The organism is Wolbachia endosymbiont of Ctenocephalides felis wCfeT, assembly GCF_012277295.1.
Classification (GTDB): Bacteria; Pseudomonadota; Alphaproteobacteria; order Rickettsiales; family Anaplasmataceae; genus Wolbachia.
The window spans coordinates 591,968-616,974 of record NZ_CP051156.1; the positions used below are offsets into that span (position 1 = coordinate 591,968).

The window sequence follows — 25,007 nt, forward strand, 5'->3', positions numbered from 1 at the left end:
TTACTATGATCTTTTAGTCAATAGGAAGAACTAAAGAAAAATGCGTAACTGTTGTGGTAAGCTATATTGTTCAACATCAACATTTTCTATGCTTGTAAGAACACGATTTACTTTAGCGTTTAAGTACTCCCATGCCACGTACCCCGCGGATGCTAATTCCTTTTTACCTTGCTCTAAATCCGCTACACTTGCTTCATTTCGCCAAAAAATTTCAGTCCTTATTAAATAAAAAATGTATGCAATTGCTCCATTTTGCGAAAAAATTTCAGGCTTGATTAGATAAGAAGTGTGTGCAAGCTGAAGGAAAGTAACTACCCTTGCTTGCGTAAAAAAATTAAAAAATCTTCTAAATAAACTAGGTTTTAATTCTTCTTCTTGTTCTAACTCGAGTAATGTTCCTCCGGCATCCTTAATAGCTTCTTCTATTTTTATTAATGTTGATTTTTTGCTTCTTGTTAGATTGCTATTATTATCATTCTTCACAACATGCTCGTGGCATATAATTGTGATATCTAAAAAACCAAATAAGGAATCACCAGCATGACCTGCCAATTCACTGATAATCTTAAGTGCTTTTTCTTCTTCTATATCTACTGCACTTTCTTCTTTAAGTTTGGGTATTTTACGGACCACACAAACTGGCTGACTCTGTAATTTCCCCACTTTTTCTTCATTCATAATTAACCCTCTCTACATTATTTTACATAATGTATTTTATTATGATTTCCAAGTCAAAGAAAAAAGAAGCCAGCGCATTGCACGCTGGGGGTGGGAGAATTACATTTCTCTATTTTGCTCTTCTTGTGGGCTGTGCTGTTCAGTAGTAACACCTACTAGGTTGGAAGCGGAAACATCTTCACCAGACGTCTTTTTTTCTTCCTTTTTACCAAACAATGCATCCAATCTTTTGTCAAGACCCTTTTTAATTTCTGGATCAATTGCGTCTTTAGCTTCTTGTCCATTTACTCCTCCAAACTTGAATGCTTCGTCAAATTCTTTTTGTAAATTTTTCAACTCTTCTTTATTCATAATTAACTCCTATATAATTTAATTAATTAAATTATATAGTATAATACTTAAAGAAATACGTAAATAGAAAATAAAGTGAAATATCATGCAACATCCTCTATAATTAAACTTTTAAAGTAAGAAGAGATGACAATCCGTGTAGGAATTAATGGCCTAGGAAGAATCGGCAGAAGTGTGCTGCGAGCTATTTTTGAGGTAGAAAAATACCGCGAACAAATAGAAGTTGTGGCGGTGAATGGGTCGCTCAGCGCTGAGCAGCATGCGCATCTGATAAAGTATGACTCTGTTCATGGCAAATTTAATGGCGATATTGATTTCAGTGAGTCTGAAAATTGGATTTCCATAAACGGAAAAAAATTCTCTTTATATAGAGAGCGAAGCCCTGAAAATATTCCCTGGAATGTTGATGTAGTGCTTGAATGTACCGGTGCATTTAACAAGCGCGAAGGGGCGATTAGGCACAAAGCAGAGAGAATCATTGTTTCTGCCCCGGTGCCAGATGCTGATGTGACTATAGTTTATGGTGTAAACGATGAGATGCTAAAAAAAGAGCATAAGGTGATATCAGCAAGTTCTTGCACTACAAACTGCCTTGCTCCGATTGTAAAGGTTCTGCATTCAAATTTTGGCATTCAAAGTGGTTTTATGACTACCATACATGCCTACACGAATGATCAAAATATTCTTGACGGTAATCATAAGGATTTGTGTCGAGCAAGGGCTTGTGGGCTTTCCATGGTGCCAACCACAACTGGAGCGGCAAAAACGATTGGTTCTATTATTCAGGAATTAAAAGGAAAATTGAGTGGCACTGCAATTCGTGTTCCAGTTGCCAATGTTTCCATGGTTGATTTTAAATTTACGACTGATAAAAAAGCAACGGCTGAGGAAATAAATGAAGTATTTAAAAAATCAGTGAGTAGTGTACTTTCCATATGCACAGAGCCCTTAGTATCAATTGATTTTGTGCATAACCCTTATAGTGCAATCGTAGATTTATCAGGCACTTATGTCACTGGCAATATATATAGAGTTGCAGCTTGGTATGATAACGAGTGGGCTTTTTCGCTAAGGATGCTTGATATAGTGCTATCATGAACGAGAAATACGCTAGCTTTTATGAGCATTTTGCAGAACTAAGAAAGAGGGTTATAATATGTGTTCTATGCTTTTTTGTTGTCTTTAGTTTTTGTTACTATTTTAAGGAAAATATTTACCGTTTTCTACTAGCACCTTTAATAGAAGTCACGAAAGGCAGCAACGACTTCTCTTTAATCTATACAGGTCTAACAGAAGCGTTTTTTGTATATCTTAGAGTTGCAATAATGAGTGCAATTTTATTCTCTTTTCCAGTGTTTGCATGGCAATTTTATATGTTTTTAGCCCCTGGATTATACAAAAATGAAAAAGCAGTGCTTCTACCATACTTAATTGCAACTCCAGTTTTATTTGTAACCGGAGCTACTGTAGTCTACTACTACATATTCCCTATGGCATGGAGATTTTTCATCACTTTTGAACATAGCGGTAAATCTTTTGGTATACCGATAGAATTCATGCCGTCAGTCAGTGAATATTTAGACCTTGTGCTACAGTTCATGTTTGCATTTGGCACTGCATTCCAAATTCCAGTTATGCTGACTCTTATGGTAAGAGTAGGACTGCTAACTACAAAAAGCCTGTCAAACAAACGCAGGATCGCCGTAGTAATAATTTTCATCCTTGCTGCGATTTTAACTCCACCTGATGTTCTAAGCCAAGTGGGGCTAGCAATACCAATGCTAGTCCTATACGAGCTATCCATCCTTATATGCAGATATATTGAAAAGAAGAGGCCTTAGGTTATGCCACTTTTTCTCTAGTATCCATTCAGGTGTATGGCTTAAGAAGCAATAGCCAGTAGGTTTTGAAAAGGATTTAACTTCTTTTGTCTCCAAGTCAAGTACAATGAAATTGTATCCATTCAGCCGGGCGGTAAAATAAAGAGTAGACAAGGAATGCTAAAAAGGTAGACTAGAGTGGCTGTGAGGTAATATGGTTGATCTTTTAGAATTTTGCGAAAGTTTAAGCAGACTATAGAAAAGTTAGAAACAAAAATAGAAGAGCTTAAAGCAGAAAATAAAGCGCTAAGGATCGAAAACGCTGAGTTAAAAGAAAGGCTTGGCTTAAATTCAAAAAATTCATCTATACCAAGCTCCAAAGAATTATATAAGATGAGGGAAAATAAGCCAAAAAGTGACAGGAAAGTAGGAGCACAGGTTGGACATAAAGGCAGTTACCGCCCTAAAATGGAGGCAGATGAGATGGTAAAAATAGAACTGCCCAATACGTGTGAGTGCGGAGGAGAAATTGCGGTATCAAAAGATCCGTATACTCATCAAAAGGTCGATTTGCCGGAAATCAAGCCGTATGTAGTTGAATATTAACTAGAGCATGGACGTTGCAAAAGATGTGGAAAAAGAAAAAGTAGCAAGCTACAAGAAGGAGTAACTGCGGACACATTTGGTCCAAGAGTTAAGTCAGTAATTACAGCATTAAGTGGATTTTACAAGAATTCGAAAAAAGAAGTGGCAAATATTATAAAGGACATTTTCAACCTGGATATCAGCGTCGGTAGTGTATCAAATAGCGAGGCTAGAGTGGCAGAAAAATGCCAAGAAGCATATGAGCAAATTGAGGAAGAGGTAAGCAAGAGCAAAATTTTACATATCGATGAAACTAGCCATTACAACAAAGGTAAACAGGGCTGGTGCTGGATGTTTGCGAGCAAAATAGGAAGTGTGATCAAATTGACAGAGTCAAGAGGGATGAAAGTCCTGGAAAATAGTAAATTTGGAAAGAATAACAACCTAGTAGTGACCGACAGATATGCAGCTTACAACTACTTTTCCAGCAAGAAAAGGCAGGTCTGTTGGGCACATTTAGCAAGAGATTTTGAAAGGTTGTCTCATAGTTGGAATAGCGAAGTGAAAGTTTTGGGGTATTATTTAAGGAATGTTGCTACTGAATTATTTGCATTGAAAAAAGCTCTGTTAAAGGATGAAATAGACACATTAAGGTTCATAAGAAGAGCAAGAAAATTACGCAAGCGAACGAGATATTACTTAAAGAATATATCAAATTTACCTGAGGCAATTGGAGCGTCTCGAGTAGCAAAAAATATCATGAAATCGGATCTGATGATGTGGAAATTTTTGGATGATCCAGAAAATATTCCACTGACAAACAACTATGCTGAGCGACAGATTCGGCATTACGTTGTTTACCGAAAAGTTTCATATTTTACACAATCGAAACGGGGAAATATGTTTCTTGAGAGGATAATTTCATTGTACTTGACTTGGAGGCAAAAGAAGTTAAATCCTTTTCAAAACCTACTGGCTATTGCTTCTTAAGCCATACACCTGAATGGATACATGAAATTATCCTCTCAAGAAACATATTTCCCCGTTTCGATTGTGTAAAATATGAAACTTTTCGGTAAACAACGTAATGCCGAATCTGTCGCTCAGCATAGTTGTGTATCCATTCAGCTGGGCGGTAAACTTTGCTCACAGAGTCTACTTCACAGAAGGAACGCGGTAAAGAAAGTCATTGATAATAGCCATTGCAACTAACGTTGCTATTTGACGTTCCTTTTGGTTCGATAAATAAAGATTTTTATCTGATTTTGCAACAAGAGCTTCAGGATGGCTCTGGAAGTAAATATTGCCGTGTTTGTCCTCAATTGCTTCTATTATTCCATCACTTGAAAATGCTGCAATTTTGTACCCAAGTAATTCTAACTTTTTTCTGTTTTCTGGCGTGTTATTTACCGCACCGGAGTGAGCATAGTGAGCATCTGGAAAATACGTTAAAAGCCAGCCATTTTCATCAGGTGGTAAAAATTTAGCTGCTACTTCAGCTAAACGACTATTTGGGATAATTTTTATCTGTTGAAGAGGCGTACCTTCAAGTTGCGGATTGGGCGCTGATTGTAAGTGAGATTTTTGATGCTCCTCATTATCCACAAGGTCTGCTACATGCACTACTTCAATTCCTTTCGCATTCATAATACCCTGTAAACCGCCACATACGCCAAGCAAATGAATTGTAGGATTATCGTCAACTACTTTGACAACTGCTTCAGTTACAAGCTGACGACAAGGGGTTGGTGGAAACGGTTCTGAATGCAGGTTATAGTAATTTCCAGGAATAAATACTCTATTTATTTTTTGTTCACTAATAAATTTTGCAACTTCAATTTTTATTCGGTCTAATACTAATTTTCTTGCTATCATTTCATCTTGCTTTGCAAGATCAAGTGACTCTTCTTCAATTTGTTTCAAGTTAATTATTTTATTATAGTCAATGAGTACAATTTTGACTCCAAGACTGTTGAACATCTCATATATACTCTGAGATAGCCCAAGTTCACGAGGATACGTTTCTTTTTCTGTTTTCAATAAACCAACAACTATATTGTTATTTATCTGAGCAGCTTCTATCTGAGCTTCAGCATAGGTAAGACTACCACTCAGTAATATAGTTATAATTAATACTATATAAAATATTCTATTATACACTATGGTTTGCTATTTTAATATTTGTGTTAAAATGATAGCACAATGTGTTGCCTTCTACAAGAAAAGTGAATTTACTAGACAAAAAATGAGAAGGTGGCCTGAGCAGGAATCGAACCAGCGACACAAGGATTTTCAGTCCTTTGCTCTACCAACTGAGCTATCAGGCCAACCACGTGCTTCCATTTTCAGATAAAAATGTTATCATGTCTATTAAAAGTTTTTAAAGCAATTTATATAAAAATAAAGGATGAATATTAATAAGAGGATAGGAATTTACCCTGGTACATTTGACCCAATTACTTTTGGGCATATTGACATAATAAAAAGAGCGTATAAACTGGTAGACGAATTAATTATTGGAGTTGCAGAAAACACTAATAAGGATATTACCTTTGATGTAAAGTTGCGCACAAGCATGGCTGAAAAGGAAATTAGAAGGCTGGGAATTGATGCAGATGTTATATCTTTCAATGGATTATTAATGAAGTTTGCTAAAGAGCAGAATGCTTCTGTGATTATTAGGGGGCTCAGAGCAGTATCAGATTTTGACTACGAGTTTCAAATGAGTTGGGTGAACTATCAACTTTTTCCTGAAATTGACACTATTTTTCTTCCTGCTTCTGAAGATACTCAATTTATTTCGTCAAGCTTTGTAAAAGAAATAGTAAGACTTGGAGGAGATGTAAGCAAATTTGTGCCAAAAGACGTGCAGAATGAGTTGATCAATCTAATGAAAAATGAAAAACTAAAGAAAAATGAAGGATAGTATTTTTATTCCTAAGTTGGTATATAAGTTTAAAACGTAGTAGGTTAACATGTCAGAAGTGAGAGTAAATCATAGAAAAGTTTGTTGTCATGGCGATGAAGAGGACGGAAGTTTTGGTCACCCACTGATATATTTAGATATGGGAAAAGAAGAAGAAATAGCTTGTCCCTATTGTGAAAAAACATTTATCTATGATTGCACTGTAGAAGCTATTCTAGATAATGAAACAAATCAAAATGAAGCCAAATAGCAGGCCTCAGTGGAGTGTTCATACGCATTAAGTTAAGAAAATAAGAGATTTCTTTAAGAATTTTGGCTACATTATCAACTGTTTTGAGGCAATGCCGGTTATATAAAATCATCACTCGAATGATACTGATCTAGTTCTGAAAGGTCGCCGGGTTTAAGTTCATAAAGTTCATTATCAACTTTCTCTTCTTCTTTAGACACAAATATCCAAGAGAAGAATGAGGAAAGAAATCCAACAATGGATTCAATAGGGTGAGAAATGAATTCAGTGACTGAAGAAATGAGATTGGAAAAAAAGCCATTAGGCCGTTGACTACCTTCGTTTGATCCTTCCCTCTCATTAGTATACTTTTTCTCAACAGGTGATTTGTGATTTTTTGTATCCATTCAGCCGGGCGGTAAAATAAAGAGTAGACAAGGAATGCTAAAAAGGTAAACTAGAGTGGCTGTGAGGTAATATGGTTGATCTTTTAGAATTTTGCGAAAGTTTAAGCAGACTATAGAAAAGTTAGAAACAAAAATAGAAGAGCTTAAAGCAGAAAATAAAGCGCTAAGGATCGAAAACGCTGAGTTAAAAGAAAGGCTTGGCTTAAGTTCAAAAAATTCATCTATACCAAGCTCCAAAGAATTATATAAGATGAGGGAAAATAAGCCAAAAAGTGACAGGAAAGTAGGAGCACAGGTTGGACATAAAGGCAGTTACCGCCCTAAAATGGAGGCAGATGAGATGGTAAAAATAGAACTGCCCAATACGTGTGAGTGCGGAGGAGAAATTGCGGTATCAAAAGATCCGTATACTCATCAAAAGGTCGATTTGCCGGAAATCAAGCCGTATGTAGTTGAATATTAACTAGAGCATGGACGTTGCAAAAGATGTGGAAAAAGAAAAAGTAGCAAGCTACAAGAAGGAGTAACTGCGGACACATTTGGTCCAAGAGTTAAGTCAGTAATTGCAGCATTAAGTGGATTTTACAAGAATTCGAAAAAAGAAGTGGCAAATATTATAAAGGACATTTTCAACCTGGATATCAGCGTCGGTAGTGTATCAAATAGCGAGGCTAGAGTGGCAGAAAAATGCCAAGAAGCATATGAGCAAATTGAGGAAGAGGTAAGCAAGAGCAAAATTTTACATATCGATGAAACTAGCCATTACAACAAAGGTAAACAGGGCTGGTGCTGGATGTTTGCGAGCAAAATAGGAAGTGTGATCAAATTGACAGAGTCAAGAGGGATGAAAGTCCTGGAAAATAGTAAATTTGGAAAGAATAACAACCTAGTAGTGACCGACAGATATGCAGCTTACAACTACTTTTCCAGCAAGAAAAGGCAGGTCTGTTGGGCACATTTAGCAAGAGATTTTGAAAGGTTGTCTCATAGTTGGAATAGCGAAGTGAAAGTTTTGGGGTATTATTTAAGGAATGTTGCTACTGAATTATTTGCATTGAAAAAAGCTCTGTTAAAGGATGAAATAGACACATTAAGGTTCATAAGAAGAGCAAGAAAATTACGCAAGCGAACGAGATATTACTTAAAGAATATATCAAATTTACCCGAGGCAATTGAAGCGTCTCGAGTAGCAAAAAATATCATGAAATCGGATCTGATGATGTGGAAATTTTTGGACGATCCAGAAAATATTCCACTGACAAACAACTATGCTGAGCAACAGATTCGGCATTACGTTGTTTACCGAAAAGTTTCATATTTTACACAATCGAAACGGGGAAATATGTTTCTTGAGAGGATAATTTCATTGTACTTGACTTGGAGGCAAAAGAAGTTAAATCCTTTTCAAAACCTACTGGCTATTGCTTCTTAAGCCATACACCTGAATGGATACCTTTTGTAAGGCGAAAATATCACTTGACATTAGAAACATATGAGATAAATTCAACACTATATATATGGTTATTATATATATTAACTTTATTACTAATATACCCCTCTCAATAATAGTTAATAAAGTTAAGAGCCTTCACCAGGTTATGGGTGAAGGCTTATATTAAAATGAGGTAATCTTATGTTAAGCTATGTCTAGTACTAAGTCAACACCTAAACTAGCAAGGAATGAAAAAAAACACAGCTGGTCTACTGTTTTTACTTGGTTATATCTAAATACAATTGGGCGAATTTTGCCAAAGAAGTGGAATAAGTGGGTAGAAGACATTCTTTGCTACGAGGAAATTGTGAGTAATGAGGAGGAGATTGAAGCTGGTAGTTTAGAAGGGGGTAATGAGCTAGCTGCTAATTCTGAAGCTCAGAATGAAATTTCTAATCTTAAAGAGCAAATAAGATTATTAAAAGAAGAAAGAGATACACTTAATTCTAAAAATCAGAAGAAAATTTCTGTTCTTGAAGAGCAGATAAGATTATTAAAAGAAGAAAGAGATGCACTAGTTAAAGGACTTAAAGAGAGCTATAGAGTATTAGAAGATGCTATACAAGAGAAAGAAAGAAGGCTGTTATTAAAAGTAGGAGAGCAATCTGGAAAAATATTGGAACTGCATGGAAAAGTCATTATGTGTAAAGTGGAGTTTGCAAAGAAGATTGAAGAGAAAGATAGGGTAATTGGGAGTTTATAAGCACAGCTAAAAGGACAATTAAAGGCTGGTAAAGGCGAAACTAATAAGTTGAAGGAAGAAAAAAGAGGGTTAGAGAGCGAGATTAATAATCTGAAGGAAGAAACAGTATATTTGCGAAAACAACGGACATCTACTGAAGATACAGTTGGTGAGCTGGAGAATGAATTAAGTAATGTAAAGAAGTTATTAGAGCAAAAAGAAGCAGAACTTCAATCATTTGTTGAAAGTAAGAATGTTAACAAGAAAATTAAAAAAGAAAGCGATGAAGTTGCAAAGAAAAATAAGGATTTGGAAGCACAAGTAGAAGGACTTAAGAAAGTTTTATCTGAAGTGAAAAGTAAATTGGAAACGAAAGTACAAAAACTCCAGGAAGATTTATCTGCAAAAAAAAGTCAATTGAGTAAACAGCAAGGAGAGGTAAATTCTTTACAAGAAAAATCAAAGTATATGGATTCTCTAAGAGTAGAAAAAGAGAAGTTAGAAGATTTATTACAGCAAAAAACACAAGAATTGGGTGAAGTGAAAAGCAGAAATGTAGAAGAAATTAGGGATATAAATAATGAAATAGGAAAACTACAATTAGAATTAAAAGAAAAGAATTCTAAGTTAGATGGAATGGAAATACAGCTAGAAGCTGAGAAGAAGAAAAATAAAGCTAAGGAAGAGGAAAATCAGGATTTACTTGAATGGTATAATAATGCTACACTAGAGAACAGTGAGCTGGTAAAAGATTTAACTTCTGCAGAGAAAAATGTTCAAGAGTTGCAAGAAAGTAAAGCTCTGCTAGAAAAACAACTACAAGGTGTGAAAGAAGAGGACAAAGCGCGTGAAGAAAAGCAGCACAACTTAGAAGATCAATTAAAAGATTTGCAAAAAGAATTAATAGCTGCTGAAGGGCAAAGAAAGGATCTAGAAGGGCAAATAACTGAATTGCAAAGGCAATTGAAGATATCAGAAGAAGGTGAGAAAAATATTCAACGACAGCAAGATCAGGATACACAAACAGATAAGGATTTGTTAGCTGAGGAATTGGAAGGGCTACAAGCTGATTTATCTTAAAAAAGTGAAGAGTTAAATCATAAGAAAGCTGAAATTGAGAGACAGAAAGGTATTATATCTGAGAAACAGCAGAAAATGGTAAAATACAAAGGTAAAATGGAATGTGGTGAAAAAGAGGTTGATCAGTTAACAGAAAAATTAAACACTGCTAATGAGAAAGTTGAAGAATTAGAAAAACAATTACAGGAATTACAGAAACAATTAAATAAAGAGAAAGATAATGTGAGTGTAAGTGGATCTAGCGGGTATGGTAGTATTTCTACTTCGAATTCTGCTTCTACTTTGAGTTCTGCTCCTAGTCCTCAACTTAGAAGACCTAGTGTAACTTCGTTGGAATCTAGAGCATCTTCAGTGGGAAAGAAAAAAGGGAATTTCTTGGGTGGGGCGCTTAGTGGAGTGAAACGTATGGCTGGAGGGGCTTTGTTGCATCGCTCTTTGGATAGGAGGCAATGCATAATAAATTCATGAAGCTATCTCAAATTTAGCCATGCCTATTTCAGTAAATTTGTTCAGCAAATAACACTTGAGTAGCATTTCTTTCTCACGGTTAATCTCAGATTTGTTCCTAAAACTAAACCCAAATGTTTGCTTCAGTCGCGAGAAAAAACTTTCTATATAAGATCTCTTCCCATAATTTATCTCTTTTTTCCACTTCTTCATACCATCTTCACCATATGACTTTATGAGCTTGATTGTAGAATTTCTCTCAGCCATATAATCCAGCTTTGGATGCTCCACTGCATTGTTTTGCAGAGGAATTTTTGTCTTTATGCCAAGCTCATTGCACAATTTGTATAACTTCTTTCGATTATATGCTCTGTCTGCATATAGTGTGCTTATATTGTATTTAGCATTAGCCCTTGCAATAAGATCACAGGCTCCATAGTGGTCAGAATAAACTCCACTACTGTATTTTGCAGCTATGACTTTTTTGCTACCTATCTCCAGCATTACATGCAATTTTCTTGTTTGCTTATAGCCACGGTACTTTCTATCTGTACCGTTTGCCTTACTATGGCCTGGAATATTATTGTAGATGCTTATTCCAGTGCTATCTATGGCGATCTCAATATTTTCCATACTGTTTTTATCATGTCTTCGATCATTAATTTTTAAGTTAAGCTTTTTGAATCTTCTGGAAGCCTGGGAATAGCTGATAACTTGCAAATTTTTTCCTATTTGCTCAAGGTATCCCGCTATAAACCCCACCGTTTGTCTTAGGCCTATTCTAAACAAATAAGTTATTATGTGAATTAGAATTACGACTTTATCACTATAAATATTGTTGCTACCGGCCATTTTGGGACTTTTTTCGTACCAATTTTCTATGGCATCGTTGACGTAATAAAAAATATTTCCTCTTTCTTGGAGAAATTTGTTATATTCGTAGCAGTTACTGACTTTCATTTTGACTGGCATATTTTTCCTTTGTCGGTTAAATGCCTGTTTATAATGAATTTCGTCAGTAACTCCCAGTTCTTTTTACTTTAGCTATGCAACAAAGCCCCTCCATTCTGAAATAACCACTGTACAATGGCACTTGAACAATCAGTAGTACTTAGGCGACTAGAAGGAATTGAATTACCCAATACACCCATATGACTAGGTAAAGGTTTCATTGAGGATGCTGCATTTTCACTAAAATTGTTTCGTGTAGGATCTAAAGATTTCATTTCCATAACGGTACTTGGATAACCAATGATACTTGAGCGATTAGGAGGTAGTGTATCACCAAATATATCTATACGCTCAGGTAGTGAGCCTCGCTTCATGCGCTCTTGCTCTCTTTCTGTTATTATTCTTTCTTGTTCAGCTTCAGCTTGCTCTTCCAATGTTACATATTCATCTTCGTTTTTATCTTCTGCATTTTCATTAACACTACTACGTACTTTGTCTTGCTCTTGTAAAGCTGTATCACTTGAAACATTGCTACCTGAGCATCAGCGGTGCTTGCAAGCTGCCCCTTAGCTACTTCTTTGCGAGCAAATAAAAAACAAAAAAGTGTAAATACAAGAATGAGAATGGAAATAATAATAGCTATAACTATTCCTACTGTCATAATCAACTCTCAATGTTATTCTAGAATTATTATACAGAAATTCTTTTATATTTGCAACTTTATGTTTATCTTAACACCAATCTATAAAAAACAAACACTCTATTTTGTAACAGTTCAAAAAACCTTATTAAAGAACGAGCGCTACTCCAATATCAAACACTGAAATAACACTCTATATAAGCACACAATTAAGCCGAACCGTTGTTCTTCACCACTGTTTGCTGCTTCTTGCGCTCAAATTCCCTTTTTTTGCTGTGCCAAGTATAGTAGTACATGGCAATTTTATTTTCTATTAAAACTATAGTACCGTCACAGAACTGAACCAGATCCATAACTTTTTTTTGAGCTTCCTCGAAGCGCTCTCTGTACTTTTCACGATAAGCTGGATTGTGTAACAATGCAATCCCCTCATCTTTATAAGATTTTTTGCTCAGTGTTTCAACTTCACTAATTACATTTACATTATCAGTCATATAACCCCCTCTAATTGATTATAAAAATTATATTTTTACAAGAGAAATGTACATAAACAACCCTCTATAAATTCTAGTAAAATAAATCGATTACTATACTAGTTAATTGTAATACGATATATAATAATCTTTGTCACTTAAAATTTTACGTTATCAAATAATAACTTAAAATTAATGTCTTTATTATTTTAAACTATATTATTATATTTATAAATTTTGTATGAACTAAGCCTACTCAATTTAATCAAATGCGCAATAATTTTAATACAAAATTGCTATACATAAGAAATTTATTTTCAAAAGAATATCAAAGAATAGCGCAGTACTGCACTTTTGGAAAAAAACAACCGATTCAAATTAGTCCTGAAGAAGGTAAGTTGTTGGGCTTATTTATAAAAACCAATAAAATTAAAAGCGTTGTTGAGGTAGGTACATTATATGGCTATTCATCAATTTGCATGGCAAAAGCATTACCAGATAATGGTCATATATATACAATAGAAAACAATCCTCAACATTTAGAAATAGCAAAAAAAAATTTTAACACTCTTGATCTAAATAATAAGATTACTTTAATAGAAGGCAACGCATTGGAAAAGCTTTATGCATTATCAACAAAAGCACCTTTTGATATGATATTTATTGATGCTGATAAAGGTGGCTATCCTAAATACTTAGATTGGGCAGAATTGCATATTAAAAAAGGCGGATTAATTATAGCAGATAATACTTTGTTATTTAACACAGTATTTTTGGAATCATCTACAAAAGAGGTATCGGAAAAGTCATGGCATGCTATGAGAGAATTTAATGAAAGGCTATCCGATGGAAATAAGTACTATTCTATATTAATACCAACTGATGAGGGAATGACGGTTGCTTTAAAGCTGACATAAATGCATTTGAGCTTTTTTGTTAGTGAAAATTCTCTACTGGGCAAATTTTTTTTCAGGAAGCAAATGCTAATGATTTGTATCCATTCAGCCGGGCGGTAAAATAAAGAGTAGACAAGGAATGCTAAAAAGGTAAACTAGAGTGGCTGTGAGGTAATATGGTTGATCTTTTAGAATTTTGCGAAAGTTTAAAGCAGACTATAGAAAAGTTAGAAACAAAAATAGAAGAGCTTAAAGCAGAAAATAAAGCGCTAAGGATCGAAAACGCTGAGTTAAAAGAAAGGCTTGGCTTAAGTTCAAAAAATTCATCTATACCAAGCTCCAAAGAATTATATAAGATGAGGGAAAATAAGCCAAAAAGTGACAGGAAAGTAGGAGCACAGGTTGGACATAAAGGCAGTTACCGCCCTAAAATGGAGGCAGATGAGATGGTAAAAATAGAACTGCCCAATACGTGTGAGTGCGGAGGAGAAATTGCGGTATCAAAAGATCCGTATACTCATCAAAAGGTCGATTTGCCGGAAATCAAGCCGTATGTAGTTGAATATCAACTAGAGCATGGACGTTGCAAAAGATGTGGAAAAAGAAAAAGTAGCAAGCTACAAGAAGGAGTAACTGCGGACACATTTGGTCCAAGAGTTAAGTCAGTAATTGCAGCATTAAGTGGATTTTACAAGAATTCGAAAAAAGAAGTGGCAAATATTATAAAGGACATTTTCAACCTGGATATCAGCGTCGGTAGTGTATCAAATAGCGAGGCTAGAGTGGCAGAAAAATGCCAAGAAGCATATGAGCAAATTGAGGAAGAGGTAAGCAAGAGCAAAATTTTACATATCGATGAAACTAGCCATTACAACAAAGGTAAACAGGGCTGGTGCTGGATGTTTGCGAGCAAAATAGGAAGTGTGATCAAATTGACAGAGTCAAGAGGGATGAAAGTCCTGGAAAATAGTAAATTTGGAAAGAATAACAACCTAGTAGTGACCAACAGATATGCAGCTTACAACTACTTTTCCAGCAAGAAAAGGCAGGTCTGTTGGGCACATTTAGCAAGAGATTTTGAAAGGTTGTCTCATAGTTGGAATAGCGAAGTGAAAGTTTTGGGGTATTATTTAAGGAATGTTGCTACTGAATTATTTGCATTGAAAAAAGCTCTGTTAAAGGATGAAATAGACACATTAAGGTTCATAAGAAGAGCAAGAAAATTATGCAAGCGAACGAGATATTACTTAAAGAATATATCAAATTTACCCGAGGCAATTGGAGCGTCTCGAGTAGCAAAAAATATCATGAAATCGGATCTGATGATGTGGAAATTTTTGGACGATCCAGAAAATATTCCACTGACAAACAACTATGCTGAGCGACAGATTCGGCATTACGTTGTTTACCGAAAAGTTTCATATTTTACACAATCGAAACGGGGAAATATGTTTCTTGAGAGGATAATTTCATTGTACTTGACTTGGAGGCAAAAGAAGTTAAATCCTTTTCAAAACCTACTGGCTATTGCTTCTTAAGCCATACACCTGAATGGATAGTTAACAAGTGCTCTTAACAGCACTGTTAATTATGTCTTTTGCCTTTTCTGCATTAACCCACTCCCCTACTGTTACTGTTTTTCCTTTTTCTAGGTCTTTATAGCGTAAAAAGAAATGAGCAATTTTATTTAGTAGGCTTTGAGGTAGATCAGAATGATTCTTTATATTATCGTAATAGCTATCAACTTTGGAAATAGGTACTGCCAATATTTTTTCATCTTCTCCTTTTTCATCTTTTGTGAGCAATGCACCTACTGGACGCACAGATATTAAAGCATTAGGTACTAATGGAAATTGAGTTAACACTAAAACATCAACAGGATCACCATCACCCGCACATGTGTTCGGTATAAATCCGTAATTACAAGGGTAAGTCATCGATGTAGATAAAAATCTATCAGCTTGCAATAATCCAAGCTCTTTATTAAATTCATACTTCACAGGTTCAGCATTTGCACTTATTTCAATTAATACATTAACTTCATCTGTTCCTACTGTTATTTTACTTAAATCCATAAACTACCTATTTACTAGTATTATACATAACTCTAGCTGGAGCTGCTACATTTATATAGCTCCTCAAGCAAAAATTTATCAATAATTTAGTGAGATCGTATATGCGCAGGGCCATTTAAAAAACTATTACTATTTACCTCATTAATTGCTGAATTTGGAGAGTCTTTTGGAGATTTGAATAGTTCAAATAAAGCATATACTATTATTGTAGTAAACGCTACGGCAATTATCATATTAGTTAAGCTGTCTTGCGGCAGTACGTTTTTCATTGGGTTTAGTAATTTTTGCCCCATAAACAAGTAATCAAAAGCGCATAATATAACTGACAATATAAATACACCGACTATAAGCTTACATATTGTATTTTTATGATCTTCTTTTAACTTCCTATTATTGCATGGCATACAGCCATTCTTCTCTTGCGGAGGTGAATAATACGTATTTTTTATCACTCGCTTTTCAAACTGTCTGCCGTCTTGCTCTTTTAATAACTGCTTAAAGGTTGGCCCTACGCTCTTAAGGCACAAAATACCATGGCTATTACCATTTGCTAACATATTAGATGATATATTAAAACTATTTACGCCCTGCTGATTAAGCGAATATCGCACAGCTTCATTTTGATCTAGTAAATCAATTGAGGTAGATAAGGCTCTAGCTAAGTTTGCTATATAAAACAGGATGACCGGATTATCTATTATTGCTAATTTTTCCTGTCCAATTGATTGATTAAATGGTGAGAGTTTTTTGTAATGCGTGCCTATTGAAAATAGCAATGCTACATACTTATCTACTTTTATATCTCTATGAATTTGATAAAAACGCTCGATAACAAGAGTATTTACGGCAAATTCTCTGTCATGCTTATTTAATCTAAACCGTGCTAACAAAATTTTAAACCAATCATATAATGATCCTGTTTCTTTACTCAATAACTCTCTAACACCAACGAGTACTTTGTCTTCAAAGTCTTTTTCTGTTATAAAGATAGGCTTTCCTTTTGGATTTCCTAAATAATTAAAAAGCTCTAGCTTTTTTTGAGTGTTTGTTAATGGCCATTGTTCATACTTTAATAAATCATTAACTGCTTTATATACTCTATCAATTACTTCTTGAGTGTTAAGTCTGCTATTTTCTTTGAGAATTCTATAAGCTTGAAAGTAAATGAAGAATAGCCCTTGCAAGCTGAATCTTAAGTTAAAATATTTATCTAAAGGCTCTTCTTCTTTGTTAATGAATTGGAAAATGCCTGAGTGATTTCTATGATCCTTATCGCGATTTAAGTCAGCATGCTGATAATTACCTAAAAAGATAAACAAAGCCTCTAATAAATTGCCTTTACCGACAATTTGTATTAATTCCTTAATCTCTTTTACCATTACTAACCCAACACTTACCGTATACTATAAGTAATATTTAGCAAAATTGCAAGGAAATATAGAGTCAAGTGTTGATGAATTTACTGATATTCAGACTGAGCACATATCCACCCGCCACCGATGACTTGTTCGCCTTTATATGCTACACAAGCCTGACCAGGACTAATGCCAAAGCAATCATTATTCAAAATGACGCAAGCTTTATTTTCTTCACCAGTTGAATGTATAGTCGCTAAACTCCCTGCATGCGATGATCTGAGCTTTACAGTAACTTCCATGCCTTCCTTTGGTTGCTCTAACCAATTCAATTCTTTAATCAATATCTTCTTTTGCATTAGTGAGTTAATCGCGCCAACAACTACTTCATTCTCCTTCGCATTTATCTTTATTACGTAAAGAGGTTCACTATGTCCAATACCCAAGCCCTTTCTTTGTCCAACTGTGAAATTTACTATGCCATTATGTTCGCCTAACACTCTTCCATTCACATCGACAATTTTGCCCTTTTGTATAGAGTGTGGAGCAAGCTTTGCTATTGTTTTACTATAATTTTCAGACACAAAACATATATCTTGACTATCTGGCTTTTCAGAAATTTGCAAACCGAAATATTTTGCTAATTCTCTTATATCACTCTTATAGAATCCACCAAGCGGAAATCGCAAAAGCTTCAACTGCTCCTCTGTTGTTGCAAATAAAAAATAACTTTGGTCTTTGCTTTTATCAACGCTTCTACACAAGCTCACCTTGCCATTTTCTTCTAATCTTCTTACATAATGTCCTGTAACAAGCACATCTGCGCCGAGATTTTTTGTAACTTGCAATAAATCACGAAATTTCACTGTTTGATTACATTTAACACATGGTACCGGAGTTTCTCCACGAATGTAAGTATCTGCAAAATCCTCTATTACTTCCCTTTTGAATATATCTTCATAGTTTAAAATATAATGAGGAAAACCAACACTTTCAGCTACACGCTTAGCATCATAAATATCTTGTCCAGCACAACACGCACCTTTCCTTGTATTAGTAGCACTGTAGAGCTGAAGAGTAACACCGATAACTTGATATCCAAGATTATGTAGTAATGCTGCAGCAACAGAGCTATCAACTCCACCTGACATTGCAACCACAGCTTTAGTTTGCTGTGGAGTCTTATCTTTTAATAATGGCTCAACTTTAAATTCTTTTAACATACTTAAATAATTGCTCTTGTAACTTGAGCATATTAGGAAAGTGTAACCCCAGTGCTTTACACTGGGAACACAATTAAGAAGAAATTACTTTTTTATCCCAGAAAATGAAAACTCAACTCTACGATTTTTAGCATGCTCTTTTTCATACTTAGAATTTCTAGAATCATCTTTCACATTAACTAAAGGCTCTGTTTCACCTTTAGAAGCAGTTTTTATTCTACTTTCTAGATAAGGTACGCAGTTAATCATGAACTTTTTAGCCTCATCTGCTCTTCTAGCACCAAGGGCCATATTATACTCATGAGCACCACGGTTGTCAGTATGGCCTGTTAAAGTGATTTGTGCATCAGGATTATTTTGCAATACATACATCACATCAAGCAACACATCTGCACTCATTTCAGTGATATTAGACTCATCATAACCAAAGAAAATCTTCTTATCACCTACTTGCTTCACAACAGTGTTCATTTTACTTGCCGTTTTACCTGTAAAATCCATTCCTTTTTTAGGACAAGAACTTATACCTGTTAGCAGCAAACAGAAACAGCAAATTACAGCTAGTCTACTTAGCATTACCAAACCTCCATAAATTTTAAATATAGTACGTAACTTTAATTTCAATTCACTTATGATCTCTCCATATTGTAATATAGTCAAGAACTAAATACTTACCTATTGTTAATTTTCTAATAAGATGCTATACTTTGGGTGGAAAAATCCAATAAAAGCATGAATTTTTATTGTGCTTTGCGCAAATATACTTTTAAATTTATTATTACGATATTAAACATATATTATATGAACAAAAATGAAGTCTTATAAATTTTTAGAAGAGATTTTACATAAAGTCAAAAACATTGAAAATACAATAAAAACACTGAACCAAAGTCTATTAAGTATAGAAGATAAAATTGAACAAGTTAATCTTCTTGAGGAAATCAAGCATGAAATGATTTCCCATAACTTAATAAAGGAGTCATTGGCAGAAGCGTTCAGTAATAAGAAAAATGCAAATGATCAGCAGTTAAAGCTGATAGATAAAATGTATAAGAATAGCAGTGCTATTCCCGTTGATTTAGTAAAATCTTTATCCAAAACTAAAATTGAATGCCAGAATTTATGGCATTTATCTCGTCTAGATGTGAGTAATTTAGAAAAGTTAAAAGAGCGCTTCGCTGATTTAATTAAATTAATGCGCGAATCAGCTTCGATCAGGTCACAGCAACTAAAATGCTCAAAATATGACTCACTGCTAGCTGATTATAGTTCTGATATTACAGAAAAGAATGTAAAGGAAATATTTTCCAAGATAGGTAAGTTTTTTAGCGAAAATATCGATAAAATAATTGAAAAGCAAAAGCAGGATAAAGCTACCAACACAACGAAAATTGCCGTTGAAAAGCAGATGGAGCTTAGCTCCATCTGCTTAGAAAAAATGGGTGTATCTAGTTCACTTATAGATTATGATGAGTCTGATTTCTGCTTTGGTTTATTTTCACTTTTGCGGCATACAATGTACCCAGCACAAAATTCTATAAACAGTGCAATAAAGAGACACGATATGCATGAAATCCAATCATTATTTATGGAAAAAATGATTGGAACGTCCAAAGAATTTACTGAATTCATTCAACCACATATAAAAAAAACATTCACTACGAAAGGCAAGATGGATGAGAAAGCAAATAGTGTTGAAAATTTGTATTTACTTTTTAATAAAGTAAATCTCTCTCCTTTCTTAAAGAACGCAGATCAACTTAGCCTATTAGCTCACATCATGCTGAGAACTAAGTTGGAGCAGGATCTAATCAATGGAGTATTAGAAGTTCAAGATTTGCATGATGCATGGCTCTCTGGTATGAACCATTATAAAATTCCAGTTAAGGCTAAAAATGAGCTGGATACTTACTTTCAAGATGAATATTGGGTAAGTGGTGTTATGGGCTATTTCCCTATTAAGATTATAGCTCTAATTGCTGCTGCACAGATTTTTTCTTTCATTCAGAAAAATCATCAGAAATTTTTGGATTCTATAACAAAAGAAGATTTTAGTTTACTTCTTGATTGGTTGTCTCAAAATGTATACAACACAAAGTATAGCTTTTCAGAACTGTTAAAAAAAATAACAGGTAAGGGACTAGACGTTGGGTGCTATATTGGTTATTTATCTGAGAAGTATAGTCTGTCTCAGTAATTTTGAGTTATGTATGAATTTTGCTCGACAATTAACTGGAAAGTTTAGCAATCTTTTCGTTTTTAAAAGTTTATTTGCTAGTGACATTGCTATAGATCTTGGCACTGCCAACGTCCTAGTTTTTCAAAAGAATCAGGGGATAGTATTGGATGAGCCTTCAGTAGTTGCAAGAGTAAAGGAAAAAGGAAGTTATGTTCCTTATGCTTTTGGCAAGAAAGCAAAAATGATGCTGGGAAAAACACCTGGTGAAATAGAAGTAATAAGGCCATTAAAAGATGGGGTAATCGCTGACTTTAGAAGTGCAGAAGAGATGTTAAAGCATTTTATACGCAGCGCAAATACAAAATTTACTGTTAATAAGCCCAACATCATTATATGTGTACCATCAGGCTCCACTCCAGTTGAAAGACGTGCGATACAAGATGCAGCAGAAAGTTCTGGTGCAAATGAAGTGTTTTTAATTGAAGAACCGATGGCTGCAGCAATTGGAGCTGGGCTTCCAGTTACTGAACCTGAAGGTTCTATGATTGTCGATATAGGTGGTGGAACAACTGAAGTTGCAGTTATTTCTTTAGGTGGAATTGTTTACTCTCGCTCTGCTAGAGTTGGTGGTGATATAATGGATGAAGCAATAAAGTCATATGTTCGCGAAAACCACAAGTTGCTAATTGGTGAATCAACTGCTGAGAAGATCAAGAAAAGCATAGGTTCAGCAAGTCTTCCAGGTGAAAGTAACAAGGAAGGAGCAGTAGTTAAAGGTAGAGATTTGGTAACTGGTATGCCTAAGGAAATGCTTCTGTCGGAGTATCAAGTTGCAGAGAGTTTAATAGAACCTGTGCATCAAATAATTTCTGCTATTAAAACTGCACTGGAAAGCACCCCTCCAGAGCTCTCTTCCGATATAGTTGATAGAGGAATAGTTTTATCCGGTGGCGGTGGATTACTACGCAATTTAGGTAAAGTTATCAGTGAGACAACAAAATTGCCAGTACGTGTTGCAGATGATCCACTTTGTTGTGTTGCCGTAGGCAGTGGCAAAGTGCTTGAAAATATGGACTACTTCAGCCACGTTTTATTTAAGCAAGATTAGTGTAAAAAATTAGTCCATAGATTTAGAGTCTATTGCTACGTATCCATTCAGGTGTATGGCTTAAGAAGCAATAGCCAGTAGGTTTTGAAAAGGATTTAACTTCTTTTGCCTCCAAGTCAAGTACAATGAAATTATCCTCTCAAGAAACATATTTCCCCGTTTCGATTGTGTAAAATATGAAACTTTTCGGTAAACAACGTAATGCCGAATCTGTCGCTCAGCATAGTTGTTTGTCAGTGGAATATTTTCTGGATCGTCCAAAAATTTCCACATCATCAGATCCGATTTCATGATATTTTTTGCTACTCGAGACGCTCCAATTGCCTCGGGTAAATTTGATATATTCTTTAAGTAATATCTCGTTCGCTTGCATAATTTTCTTGCTCTTCTTATGAACCTTAATGTGTCTATTTCATCCTTTAACAGAGCTTTTTTCAATGCAAATAATTCAGTAGCAACATTCCTTAAATAATACCCCAAAACTTTCACTTCGCTATTCCAACTATGAGACAACCTTTCAAAATCTCTTGCTAAATGTGCCCAACAGACCTGCCTTTTCTTGCTGGAAAAGTAGTTGTAAGCTGCATATCTGTTGGTCACTACTAGGTTGTTATTCTTTCCAAATTTACTATTTTCCAGGACTTTCATCCCTCTTGACTCTGTCAATTTGATCACACTTCCTATTTTGCTCGCAAACATCCAGCACCAGCCCTGTTTACCTTTGTTGTAATGGCTAGTTTCATCGATATGTAAAATTTTGCTCTTGCTTACCTCTTCCTCAATTTGCTCATATGCTTCTTGGCATTTTTCTGCCACTCTAGCCTCGCTATTTGATACACTACCGACGCTGATATCCAGGTTGAAAATGTCCTTTATAATATTTGCCACTTCTTTTTTCGAATTCTTGTAAAATCCACTTAATGCTGCAATTACTGACTTAACTCTTGGACCAAATGTGTCCGCAGTTACTCCTTCTTGTAGCTTGCTACTTTTTCTTTTTCCACATCTTTTGCAACGTCCATGCTCTAGTTGATATTCAACTACATACGGCTTGATTTCCGGCAAATCGACCTTTTGATGAGTATACGGATCTTTTGATACCGCAATTTCTCCTCCGCACTCACACGTATTGGGCAGTTCTATTTTTACCATCTCATCTGCCTCCATTTTAGGGCGGTAACTGCCTTTATGTCCAACCTGTGCTCCTACTTTCCTGTCACTTTTTGGCTTATTTTCCCTCATCTTATATAATTCTTTGGAGCTTGGTATAGATGAATTTTTTGAACTTAAGCCAAGCCTTTCTTTTAACTCAGCGTTTTCGATCCTTAGCGCTTTATTTTCTGCTTTAAGCTCTTCTATTTTTGTTTCTAACTTTTCTATAGTCTGCTTAAACTTTCGCAAAATTCTAAAAGATCAACCATATTACCTCACAGCCACTCTAGTTTACCTTTTTAGCATTCCTTGTCTACTCTTTATTTTACCGCCCGGCTGAATGGATACCAAATTATCTACCACTTGAGCCAAATCCTCCTTCATTACGGCTTGTTTCTTCTGTACAAAATTCTTCATTCCAAATTACTTGAGGCGCGGGAGTAATAAGGAGTTGTGCAATTCTATCTCCTCTTTTTATCTCGTATGGTTGATTGCTTAGATTAATTAAGCAAATTTTAACTTCACCTCGGTAATCAGAGTCTATAGTTCCAGGAGAGTTTAGAACAGTGATTCCATGTTTTGCAGCAAGACCAGAACGTGGACGAATTTGTCCCTCGAAACCATCTGGTATTGCAATTATAATTCCTGTCGGAATAAGTAGCCTTTCAAGTGCATTTAAAATAATGAAATTATCAAGTGCAGCATAAAGATCCATACCTGCGCTTTGCACAGTTGCATAGCATGGAAGAGGAAGATCTTCACCATGTGACAATTTTTTTATTTCTACTTTAATTTTATTTCTCTGCATATTTCAATATAAAAAAACAAGTTATAGCACATGTACTTCAAATAATAAATACTGTAGTTTTGCAGAGGATCTTATCCGCGTCCACGTACTTTATTCTCTTCCACTTTAGGAGTATTAGGAGGTGCTGTTTTACTAGTATGCTCTGTATCCCTTGATTGTTTAACTTCCCCTAGGCCTTCAACTATACTCTTGTCCTGATTTAAAATCTGATCAAGGTTTTTGTTATGGCCGTTTGTTACAGTTACTGCGAAATTTTTGTCTTTGTAATGGAAAAACTCACCTAATTGGATGTGAAATTCTTTGCCATTTATAGTTAAGTCTATTGTATTAGCGGAATTTACGCTTTTCTGAGCTGCTTCAGGATCTGATTTAGTGTACACAGCACTGATATTAAGGTCTGCATTACGATAATTAAAAGGCTTTCCTTGTTCTAGGTTGTGCACTTCTCCATTTATGTTTATATAAGCACCGATATTGATGTTATTAATGGAATGATTAAAAGTCTTTCCTGATTCTGGGTTATACACTTCTTTATTTCTGCTTATAGCAGAAGTTTTTCGCTGCTCATTATTATCTGTTTTAACAGTCTTTCTTGTTTCTTGAGTATCCTGCACAGTTCCTGCATCTGCACCTATAAATTCGTTCCATACTCCTTTAAAAAAGTGTATGACCTTTTTTATCAGGATCAAAAACCCTTCTTCCTTTTGAGCTTCCTGTTTATCATCTTTTTTGTCAGGCTCAGGTTTTTTATTATCGGACTTTGCTTTTGTAGTATCTTTGCTAACTGAAGGACTAATCGCTTTAGTGACTTCTGGTGTCTTAACTACTGGTGGCTGTACATCTGTTTGTGTAGAAATCTCATTAGTGGCTTTTGGCGTCTTAACTACAGATGGCTGTACATCTTTTTGTGTGGAAGGTTTAGCAGTCTTTTTTTCTCCAGGACTTTCTACTGTGGCTTCTTTTGTGGTATCTTGAAGTTTTTTATTACTTTTTGGATCTGCAACTTTTTCACTTGTGAAAATGCCTTTTCCTTTATATTCTTGATCAAGTTGGGCAATTCTGCTAGAATCTTGCTTTCTTTGTTCATTTTGTTGTATTTGTTGTTTTTCAAGCTCCTTATTCAACTCTACAACGTATTCTATTTTACTTTTAAGTTCTTTATTTCTTGCAGCTTTTTTTGTAGCTTTAAGAATCCCCGTTCCTCTTGCAATATAATCAACTTTTTCTTTTATAGGAGTGCCTTCTGAAAAGGCACCAGGGGGACGATCAAAAACTTTTTCAAATTGCTTTTTAAGAACTTTATCTTTTTTAGATGTGTCTTTGGTTTTAGCCATATTTTTTACCTCTGCAGTATTAACAGTAGTATATAAAGTTAGTATATTAACCAATAGTGTATAAATAGTTAATGCAACATGTGGCATAAAGTCTTCGTTAGACTCTTTCGTAAATT

General features: G+C 35.0%; 27 protein-coding genes, 1 tRNA gene and 3 pseudogenes. 13 read left to right on the forward strand and 18 right to left on the reverse strand.

Annotated elements, in window-relative coordinates; all coding sequences use genetic code 11:
- Positions 1-30 precede the first annotated feature (30 nt).
- Both HF197_RS02835 and HF197_RS02840 read right to left on the reverse strand, forming a co-directional pair.
- Complete coding sequence (locus HF197_RS02835; RefSeq protein ID WP_168464194.1) at positions 31-678, reverse strand: hypothetical protein; 648 nt, start codon at positions 676-678, stop codon at positions 31-33.
- Between the two features lie 99 nt (positions 679-777).
- Complete coding sequence (locus HF197_RS02840; protein ID WP_168464195.1) at positions 778-1,029, reverse strand: hypothetical protein; 252 nt, start codon at positions 1,027-1,029, stop codon at positions 778-780.
- A 126-nt stretch (positions 1,030-1,155) separates the two neighbouring features.
- On the opposite strand from HF197_RS02840, the gene gap reads away from it, so the two are divergent.
- Positions 1,156-2,127, forward strand: a complete 972-nt coding sequence (gap, locus tag HF197_RS02845) for a type I glyceraldehyde-3-phosphate dehydrogenase (protein ID WP_168464196.1) — start codon at positions 1,156-1,158, stop codon at positions 2,125-2,127.
- Positions 2,124-2,870 (forward strand): twin-arginine translocase subunit TatC, encoded by a 747-nt coding sequence (gene tatC / locus HF197_RS02850; protein ID WP_168464197.1) that lies wholly within the window; start codon positions 2,124-2,126, stop codon positions 2,868-2,870. The genes gap and tatC overlap by 4 nt, the downstream gene beginning before the upstream one ends.
- Here tatC and HF197_RS02855 read toward each other — a convergent pair.
- A complete protein-coding gene (locus HF197_RS02855) occupies positions 2,826-3,023 on the reverse strand; it encodes a hypothetical protein (protein WP_168464198.1) in 198 nt (65 codons plus the stop codon). The two genes, tatC and HF197_RS02855, sit on opposite strands and share 45 nt — an antisense overlap.
- Before the next feature lie 40 nt (positions 3,024-3,063).
- On the opposite strand from HF197_RS02855, the pseudogene tnpC (HF197_RS02860) reads away from it, so the two are divergent.
- A pseudogene (tnpC, locus tag HF197_RS02860) lies at positions 3,064-4,424 on the forward strand (IS66 family transposase).
- On the opposite strand, the gene HF197_RS02865 reads toward tnpC (HF197_RS02860), so the two are convergent.
- From HF197_RS02865 to HF197_RS02875, 3 genes are all read right to left on the reverse strand, one after another.
- Entirely contained in the window at positions 4,411-4,584 is a 174-nt protein-coding gene (locus HF197_RS02865) for a hypothetical protein (protein WP_168464199.1), read from the reverse strand. The pseudogene tnpC (HF197_RS02860) and the gene HF197_RS02865 sit on opposite strands and share 14 nt — an antisense overlap.
- A 5-nt stretch (positions 4,585-4,589) precedes the next feature.
- The gene (locus tag HF197_RS02870) at positions 4,590-5,414 is read right to left on the reverse strand and encodes a gamma-glutamyl-gamma-aminobutyrate hydrolase family protein (protein ID WP_168464876.1); all 825 of its coding nucleotides are present in this window, start codon (positions 5,412-5,414) and stop codon (positions 4,590-4,592) included.
- Positions 5,415-5,688: 274 nt separating this feature from the next.
- Positions 5,689-5,761: transfer RNA gene (locus HF197_RS02875), tRNA-Phe, on the reverse strand.
- Positions 5,762-5,841: 80 nt separating this feature from the next.
- Between HF197_RS02875 and coaD the strand changes: the two genes are divergently transcribed.
- Both coaD and HF197_RS02885 read left to right on the forward strand, forming a co-directional pair.
- A complete protein-coding gene (gene coaD, locus HF197_RS02880; protein WP_168464200.1) occupies positions 5,842-6,360 on the forward strand; it encodes a pantetheine-phosphate adenylyltransferase in 519 nt (172 codons plus the stop codon).
- A gap of 49 nt (positions 6,361-6,409) precedes the next feature.
- Positions 6,410-6,610, forward strand: a complete 201-nt coding sequence (locus HF197_RS02885) for a zinc-finger domain-containing protein (protein ID WP_168464201.1) — start codon at positions 6,410-6,412, stop codon at positions 6,608-6,610.
- A 98-nt stretch (positions 6,611-6,708) separates the two neighbouring features.
- Here the strand turns inward: HF197_RS02885 and HF197_RS02890 are convergent, their stop codons facing one another.
- Positions 6,709-6,996, reverse strand: coding sequence for a hypothetical protein (locus tag HF197_RS02890; RefSeq protein ID WP_168464202.1), 288 nt, complete (start codon positions 6,994-6,996; stop codon positions 6,709-6,711).
- Positions 6,997-7,067: 71 nt separating this feature from the next.
- Between HF197_RS02890 and tnpC (HF197_RS02895) the strand changes: the two are divergent.
- The 4 genes and pseudogenes from tnpC (HF197_RS02895) to HF197_RS02910 all read left to right on the forward strand — a co-directional run bounded on the left by tnpC (HF197_RS02895) (position 7,068) and on the right by HF197_RS02910 (position 10,718).
- Positions 7,068-8,428 (forward strand): annotated as a pseudogene (gene tnpC, locus HF197_RS02895) (IS66 family transposase).
- 211 nt (positions 8,429-8,639) lie between these two features.
- Positions 8,640-9,191 (forward strand): hypothetical protein, encoded by a 552-nt coding sequence (locus HF197_RS02900; RefSeq protein ID WP_168464203.1) that lies wholly within the window; start codon positions 8,640-8,642, stop codon positions 9,189-9,191.
- A 48-nt stretch (positions 9,192-9,239) separates the two neighbouring features.
- A complete protein-coding gene (locus tag HF197_RS02905; RefSeq protein WP_168464204.1) occupies positions 9,240-10,250 on the forward strand; it encodes a coiled-coil domain-containing protein in 1,011 nt (336 codons plus the stop codon).
- A 75-nt stretch (positions 10,251-10,325) separates the two neighbouring features.
- Complete coding sequence (locus HF197_RS02910) at positions 10,326-10,718, forward strand: DUF2076 domain-containing protein (RefSeq protein WP_168464205.1); 393 nt, start codon at positions 10,326-10,328, stop codon at positions 10,716-10,718.
- On the opposite strand, the gene HF197_RS02915 is transcribed toward HF197_RS02910, so the two are convergent.
- From HF197_RS02915 to HF197_RS02930, 4 genes are all read right to left on the reverse strand, one after another.
- Positions 10,713-11,669, reverse strand: a complete 957-nt coding sequence (locus HF197_RS02915) for an IS5 family transposase (protein WP_168463866.1) — start codon at positions 11,667-11,669, stop codon at positions 10,713-10,715. The genes HF197_RS02910 and HF197_RS02915 overlap by 6 nt on opposite strands.
- Positions 11,670-11,737: 68 nt before the next feature.
- Positions 11,738-12,082 (reverse strand): hypothetical protein, encoded by a 345-nt coding sequence (locus tag HF197_RS02920; RefSeq protein ID WP_168464206.1) that lies wholly within the window; start codon positions 12,080-12,082, stop codon positions 11,738-11,740.
- A gap of 2 nt (positions 12,083-12,084) precedes the next feature.
- On the reverse strand, positions 12,085-12,309 hold the full coding sequence (locus HF197_RS02925; protein ID WP_168464207.1) for a hypothetical protein: 225 nt from the start codon (positions 12,307-12,309) through the stop codon (positions 12,085-12,087).
- A gap of 188 nt (positions 12,310-12,497) precedes the next feature.
- On the reverse strand, positions 12,498-12,782 hold the full coding sequence (locus HF197_RS02930; RefSeq protein WP_168464208.1) for a DUF2671 domain-containing protein: 285 nt from the start codon (positions 12,780-12,782) through the stop codon (positions 12,498-12,500).
- A gap of 248 nt (positions 12,783-13,030) precedes the next feature.
- On the opposite strand from HF197_RS02930, the gene HF197_RS02935 reads away from it, so the two are divergent.
- Both HF197_RS02935 and tnpC (HF197_RS02940) read left to right on the forward strand, forming a co-directional pair.
- Positions 13,031-13,678, forward strand: a complete 648-nt coding sequence (locus tag HF197_RS02935) for an O-methyltransferase (protein ID WP_168464209.1) — start codon at positions 13,031-13,033, stop codon at positions 13,676-13,678.
- Between the two features lie 155 nt (positions 13,679-13,833).
- Entirely contained in the window at positions 13,834-15,195 is a 1,362-nt protein-coding gene (gene tnpC / locus HF197_RS02940) for an IS66 family transposase (RefSeq protein WP_168464210.1), read from the forward strand.
- A gap of 21 nt (positions 15,196-15,216) precedes the next feature.
- Here tnpC (HF197_RS02940) and ppa read toward each other — a convergent pair whose 3' ends face one another.
- From ppa to HF197_RS02960, 4 genes are all read right to left on the reverse strand, one after another.
- Positions 15,217-15,732 (reverse strand): inorganic diphosphatase, encoded by a 516-nt coding sequence (gene ppa / locus HF197_RS02945; protein WP_168464211.1) that lies wholly within the window; start codon positions 15,730-15,732, stop codon positions 15,217-15,219.
- Between the two features lie 86 nt (positions 15,733-15,818).
- A complete protein-coding gene (locus HF197_RS02950) occupies positions 15,819-17,111 on the reverse strand; it encodes a WD1261 family protein (protein WP_168464212.1) in 1,293 nt (430 codons plus the stop codon).
- A gap of 80 nt (positions 17,112-17,191) precedes the next feature.
- Entirely contained in the window at positions 17,192-18,310 is a 1,119-nt protein-coding gene (mnmA, locus tag HF197_RS02955; RefSeq protein ID WP_168464213.1) for a tRNA 2-thiouridine(34) synthase MnmA, read from the reverse strand.
- 84 nt (positions 18,311-18,394) lie between these two features.
- A complete protein-coding gene (locus tag HF197_RS02960; protein WP_168464877.1) occupies positions 18,395-18,886 on the reverse strand; it encodes an OmpA family protein in 492 nt (163 codons plus the stop codon).
- A gap of 235 nt (positions 18,887-19,121) precedes the next feature.
- Between HF197_RS02960 and HF197_RS02965 the strand changes: the two genes are divergently transcribed.
- Complete coding sequence (locus HF197_RS02965; protein WP_168464214.1) at positions 19,122-20,507, forward strand: carboxypeptidase M32; 1,386 nt, start codon at positions 19,122-19,124, stop codon at positions 20,505-20,507.
- A gap of 13 nt (positions 20,508-20,520) precedes the next feature.
- A complete protein-coding gene (locus HF197_RS02970; protein ID WP_168464215.1) occupies positions 20,521-21,597 on the forward strand; it encodes a rod shape-determining protein in 1,077 nt (358 codons plus the stop codon).
- Between the two features lie 60 nt (positions 21,598-21,657).
- Here the strand turns inward: HF197_RS02970 and tnpC (HF197_RS02975) are convergent.
- The 3 genes and pseudogenes from tnpC (HF197_RS02975) to HF197_RS02985 form a co-directional block, all read right to left on the reverse strand.
- Positions 21,658-23,018 (reverse strand): annotated as a pseudogene (tnpC, locus tag HF197_RS02975) (IS66 family transposase).
- An 83-nt stretch (positions 23,019-23,101) separates the two neighbouring features.
- A complete protein-coding gene (gene dut, locus HF197_RS02980; RefSeq protein ID WP_168464216.1) occupies positions 23,102-23,557 on the reverse strand; it encodes a dUTP diphosphatase in 456 nt (151 codons plus the stop codon).
- 71 nt (positions 23,558-23,628) lie between these two features.
- Positions 23,629-24,978: a hypothetical protein gene (locus tag HF197_RS02985; RefSeq protein ID WP_168464217.1), complete on the reverse strand. Its 1,350-nt coding sequence runs from the start codon at positions 24,976-24,978 to the stop codon at positions 23,629-23,631.
- Positions 24,979-25,007 lie beyond the last annotated feature (29 nt).

Excerpts from the sequence above, each read along its gene's own strand:
- coaD (WP_168464200.1), top strand. The coding sequence starts at position 5,842 with ATGAATATTAATAAGAGGATAGGAATTTACCCTGGTACATTTGACCCA.
- HF197_RS02985 (WP_168464217.1), bottom strand. The coding sequence starts at position 24,978 with ATGCCACATGTTGCATTAACTATTTATACACTATTGGTTAATATACTA.
- tnpC (WP_168464210.1), top strand. The coding sequence starts at position 13,834 with ATGGTTGATCTTTTAGAATTTTGCGAAAGTTTAAAGCAGACTATAGAA.
- HF197_RS02960 (WP_168464877.1), bottom strand. The coding sequence starts at position 18,886 with ATGCTAAGTAGACTAGCTGTAATTTGCTGTTTCTGTTTGCTGCTAACA.
- HF197_RS02950 (WP_168464212.1), bottom strand. The coding sequence starts at position 17,111 with ATGGTAAAAGAGATTAAGGAATTAATACAAATTGTCGGTAAAGGCAAT.
- HF197_RS02910 (WP_168464205.1), top strand. The coding sequence starts at position 10,326 with ATGGTAAAATACAAAGGTAAAATGGAATGTGGTGAAAAAGAGGTTGAT.
- HF197_RS02840 (WP_168464195.1), bottom strand. The coding sequence starts at position 1,029 with ATGAATAAAGAAGAGTTGAAAAATTTACAAAAAGAATTTGACGAAGCA.
- HF197_RS02935 (WP_168464209.1), top strand. The coding sequence starts at position 13,031 with ATGCGCAATAATTTTAATACAAAATTGCTATACATAAGAAATTTATTT.
- gap (WP_168464196.1), top strand. The coding sequence starts at position 1,156 with ATGACAATCCGTGTAGGAATTAATGGCCTAGGAAGAATCGGCAGAAGT.
- HF197_RS02885 (WP_168464201.1), top strand. The coding sequence starts at position 6,410 with ATGTCAGAAGTGAGAGTAAATCATAGAAAAGTTTGTTGTCATGGCGAT.
- HF197_RS02930 (WP_168464208.1), bottom strand. The coding sequence starts at position 12,782 with ATGACTGATAATGTAAATGTAATTAGTGAAGTTGAAACACTGAGCAAA.
- HF197_RS02970 (WP_168464215.1), top strand. The coding sequence starts at position 20,521 with ATGAATTTTGCTCGACAATTAACTGGAAAGTTTAGCAATCTTTTCGTT.
- HF197_RS02925 (WP_168464207.1), bottom strand. The coding sequence starts at position 12,309 with ATGACAGTAGGAATAGTTATAGCTATTATTATTTCCATTCTCATTCTT.
- HF197_RS02900 (WP_168464203.1), top strand. The coding sequence starts at position 8,640 with ATGTCTAGTACTAAGTCAACACCTAAACTAGCAAGGAATGAAAAAAAA.
- HF197_RS02915 (WP_168463866.1), bottom strand. The coding sequence starts at position 11,669 with ATGCCAGTCAAAATGAAAGTCAGTAACTGCTACGAATATAACAAATTT.
- HF197_RS02870 (WP_168464876.1), bottom strand. The coding sequence starts at position 5,414 with ATGTTCAACAGTCTTGGAGTCAAAATTGTACTCATTGACTATAATAAA.
- tatC (WP_168464197.1), top strand. The coding sequence starts at position 2,124 with ATGAACGAGAAATACGCTAGCTTTTATGAGCATTTTGCAGAACTAAGA.
- HF197_RS02890 (WP_168464202.1), bottom strand. The coding sequence starts at position 6,996 with ATGGATACAAAAAATCACAAATCACCTGTTGAGAAAAAGTATACTAAT.
- ppa (WP_168464211.1), bottom strand. The coding sequence starts at position 15,732 with ATGGATTTAAGTAAAATAACAGTAGGAACAGATGAAGTTAATGTATTA.
- dut (WP_168464216.1), bottom strand. The coding sequence starts at position 23,557 with ATGCAGAGAAATAAAATTAAAGTAGAAATAAAAAAATTGTCACATGGT.
- HF197_RS02965 (WP_168464214.1), top strand. The coding sequence starts at position 19,122 with ATGAAGTCTTATAAATTTTTAGAAGAGATTTTACATAAAGTCAAAAAC.
- mnmA (WP_168464213.1), bottom strand. The coding sequence starts at position 18,310 with ATGTTAAAAGAATTTAAAGTTGAGCCATTATTAAAAGATAAGACTCCA.
- HF197_RS02835 (WP_168464194.1), bottom strand. The coding sequence starts at position 678 with ATGAATGAAGAAAAAGTGGGGAAATTACAGAGTCAGCCAGTTTGTGTG.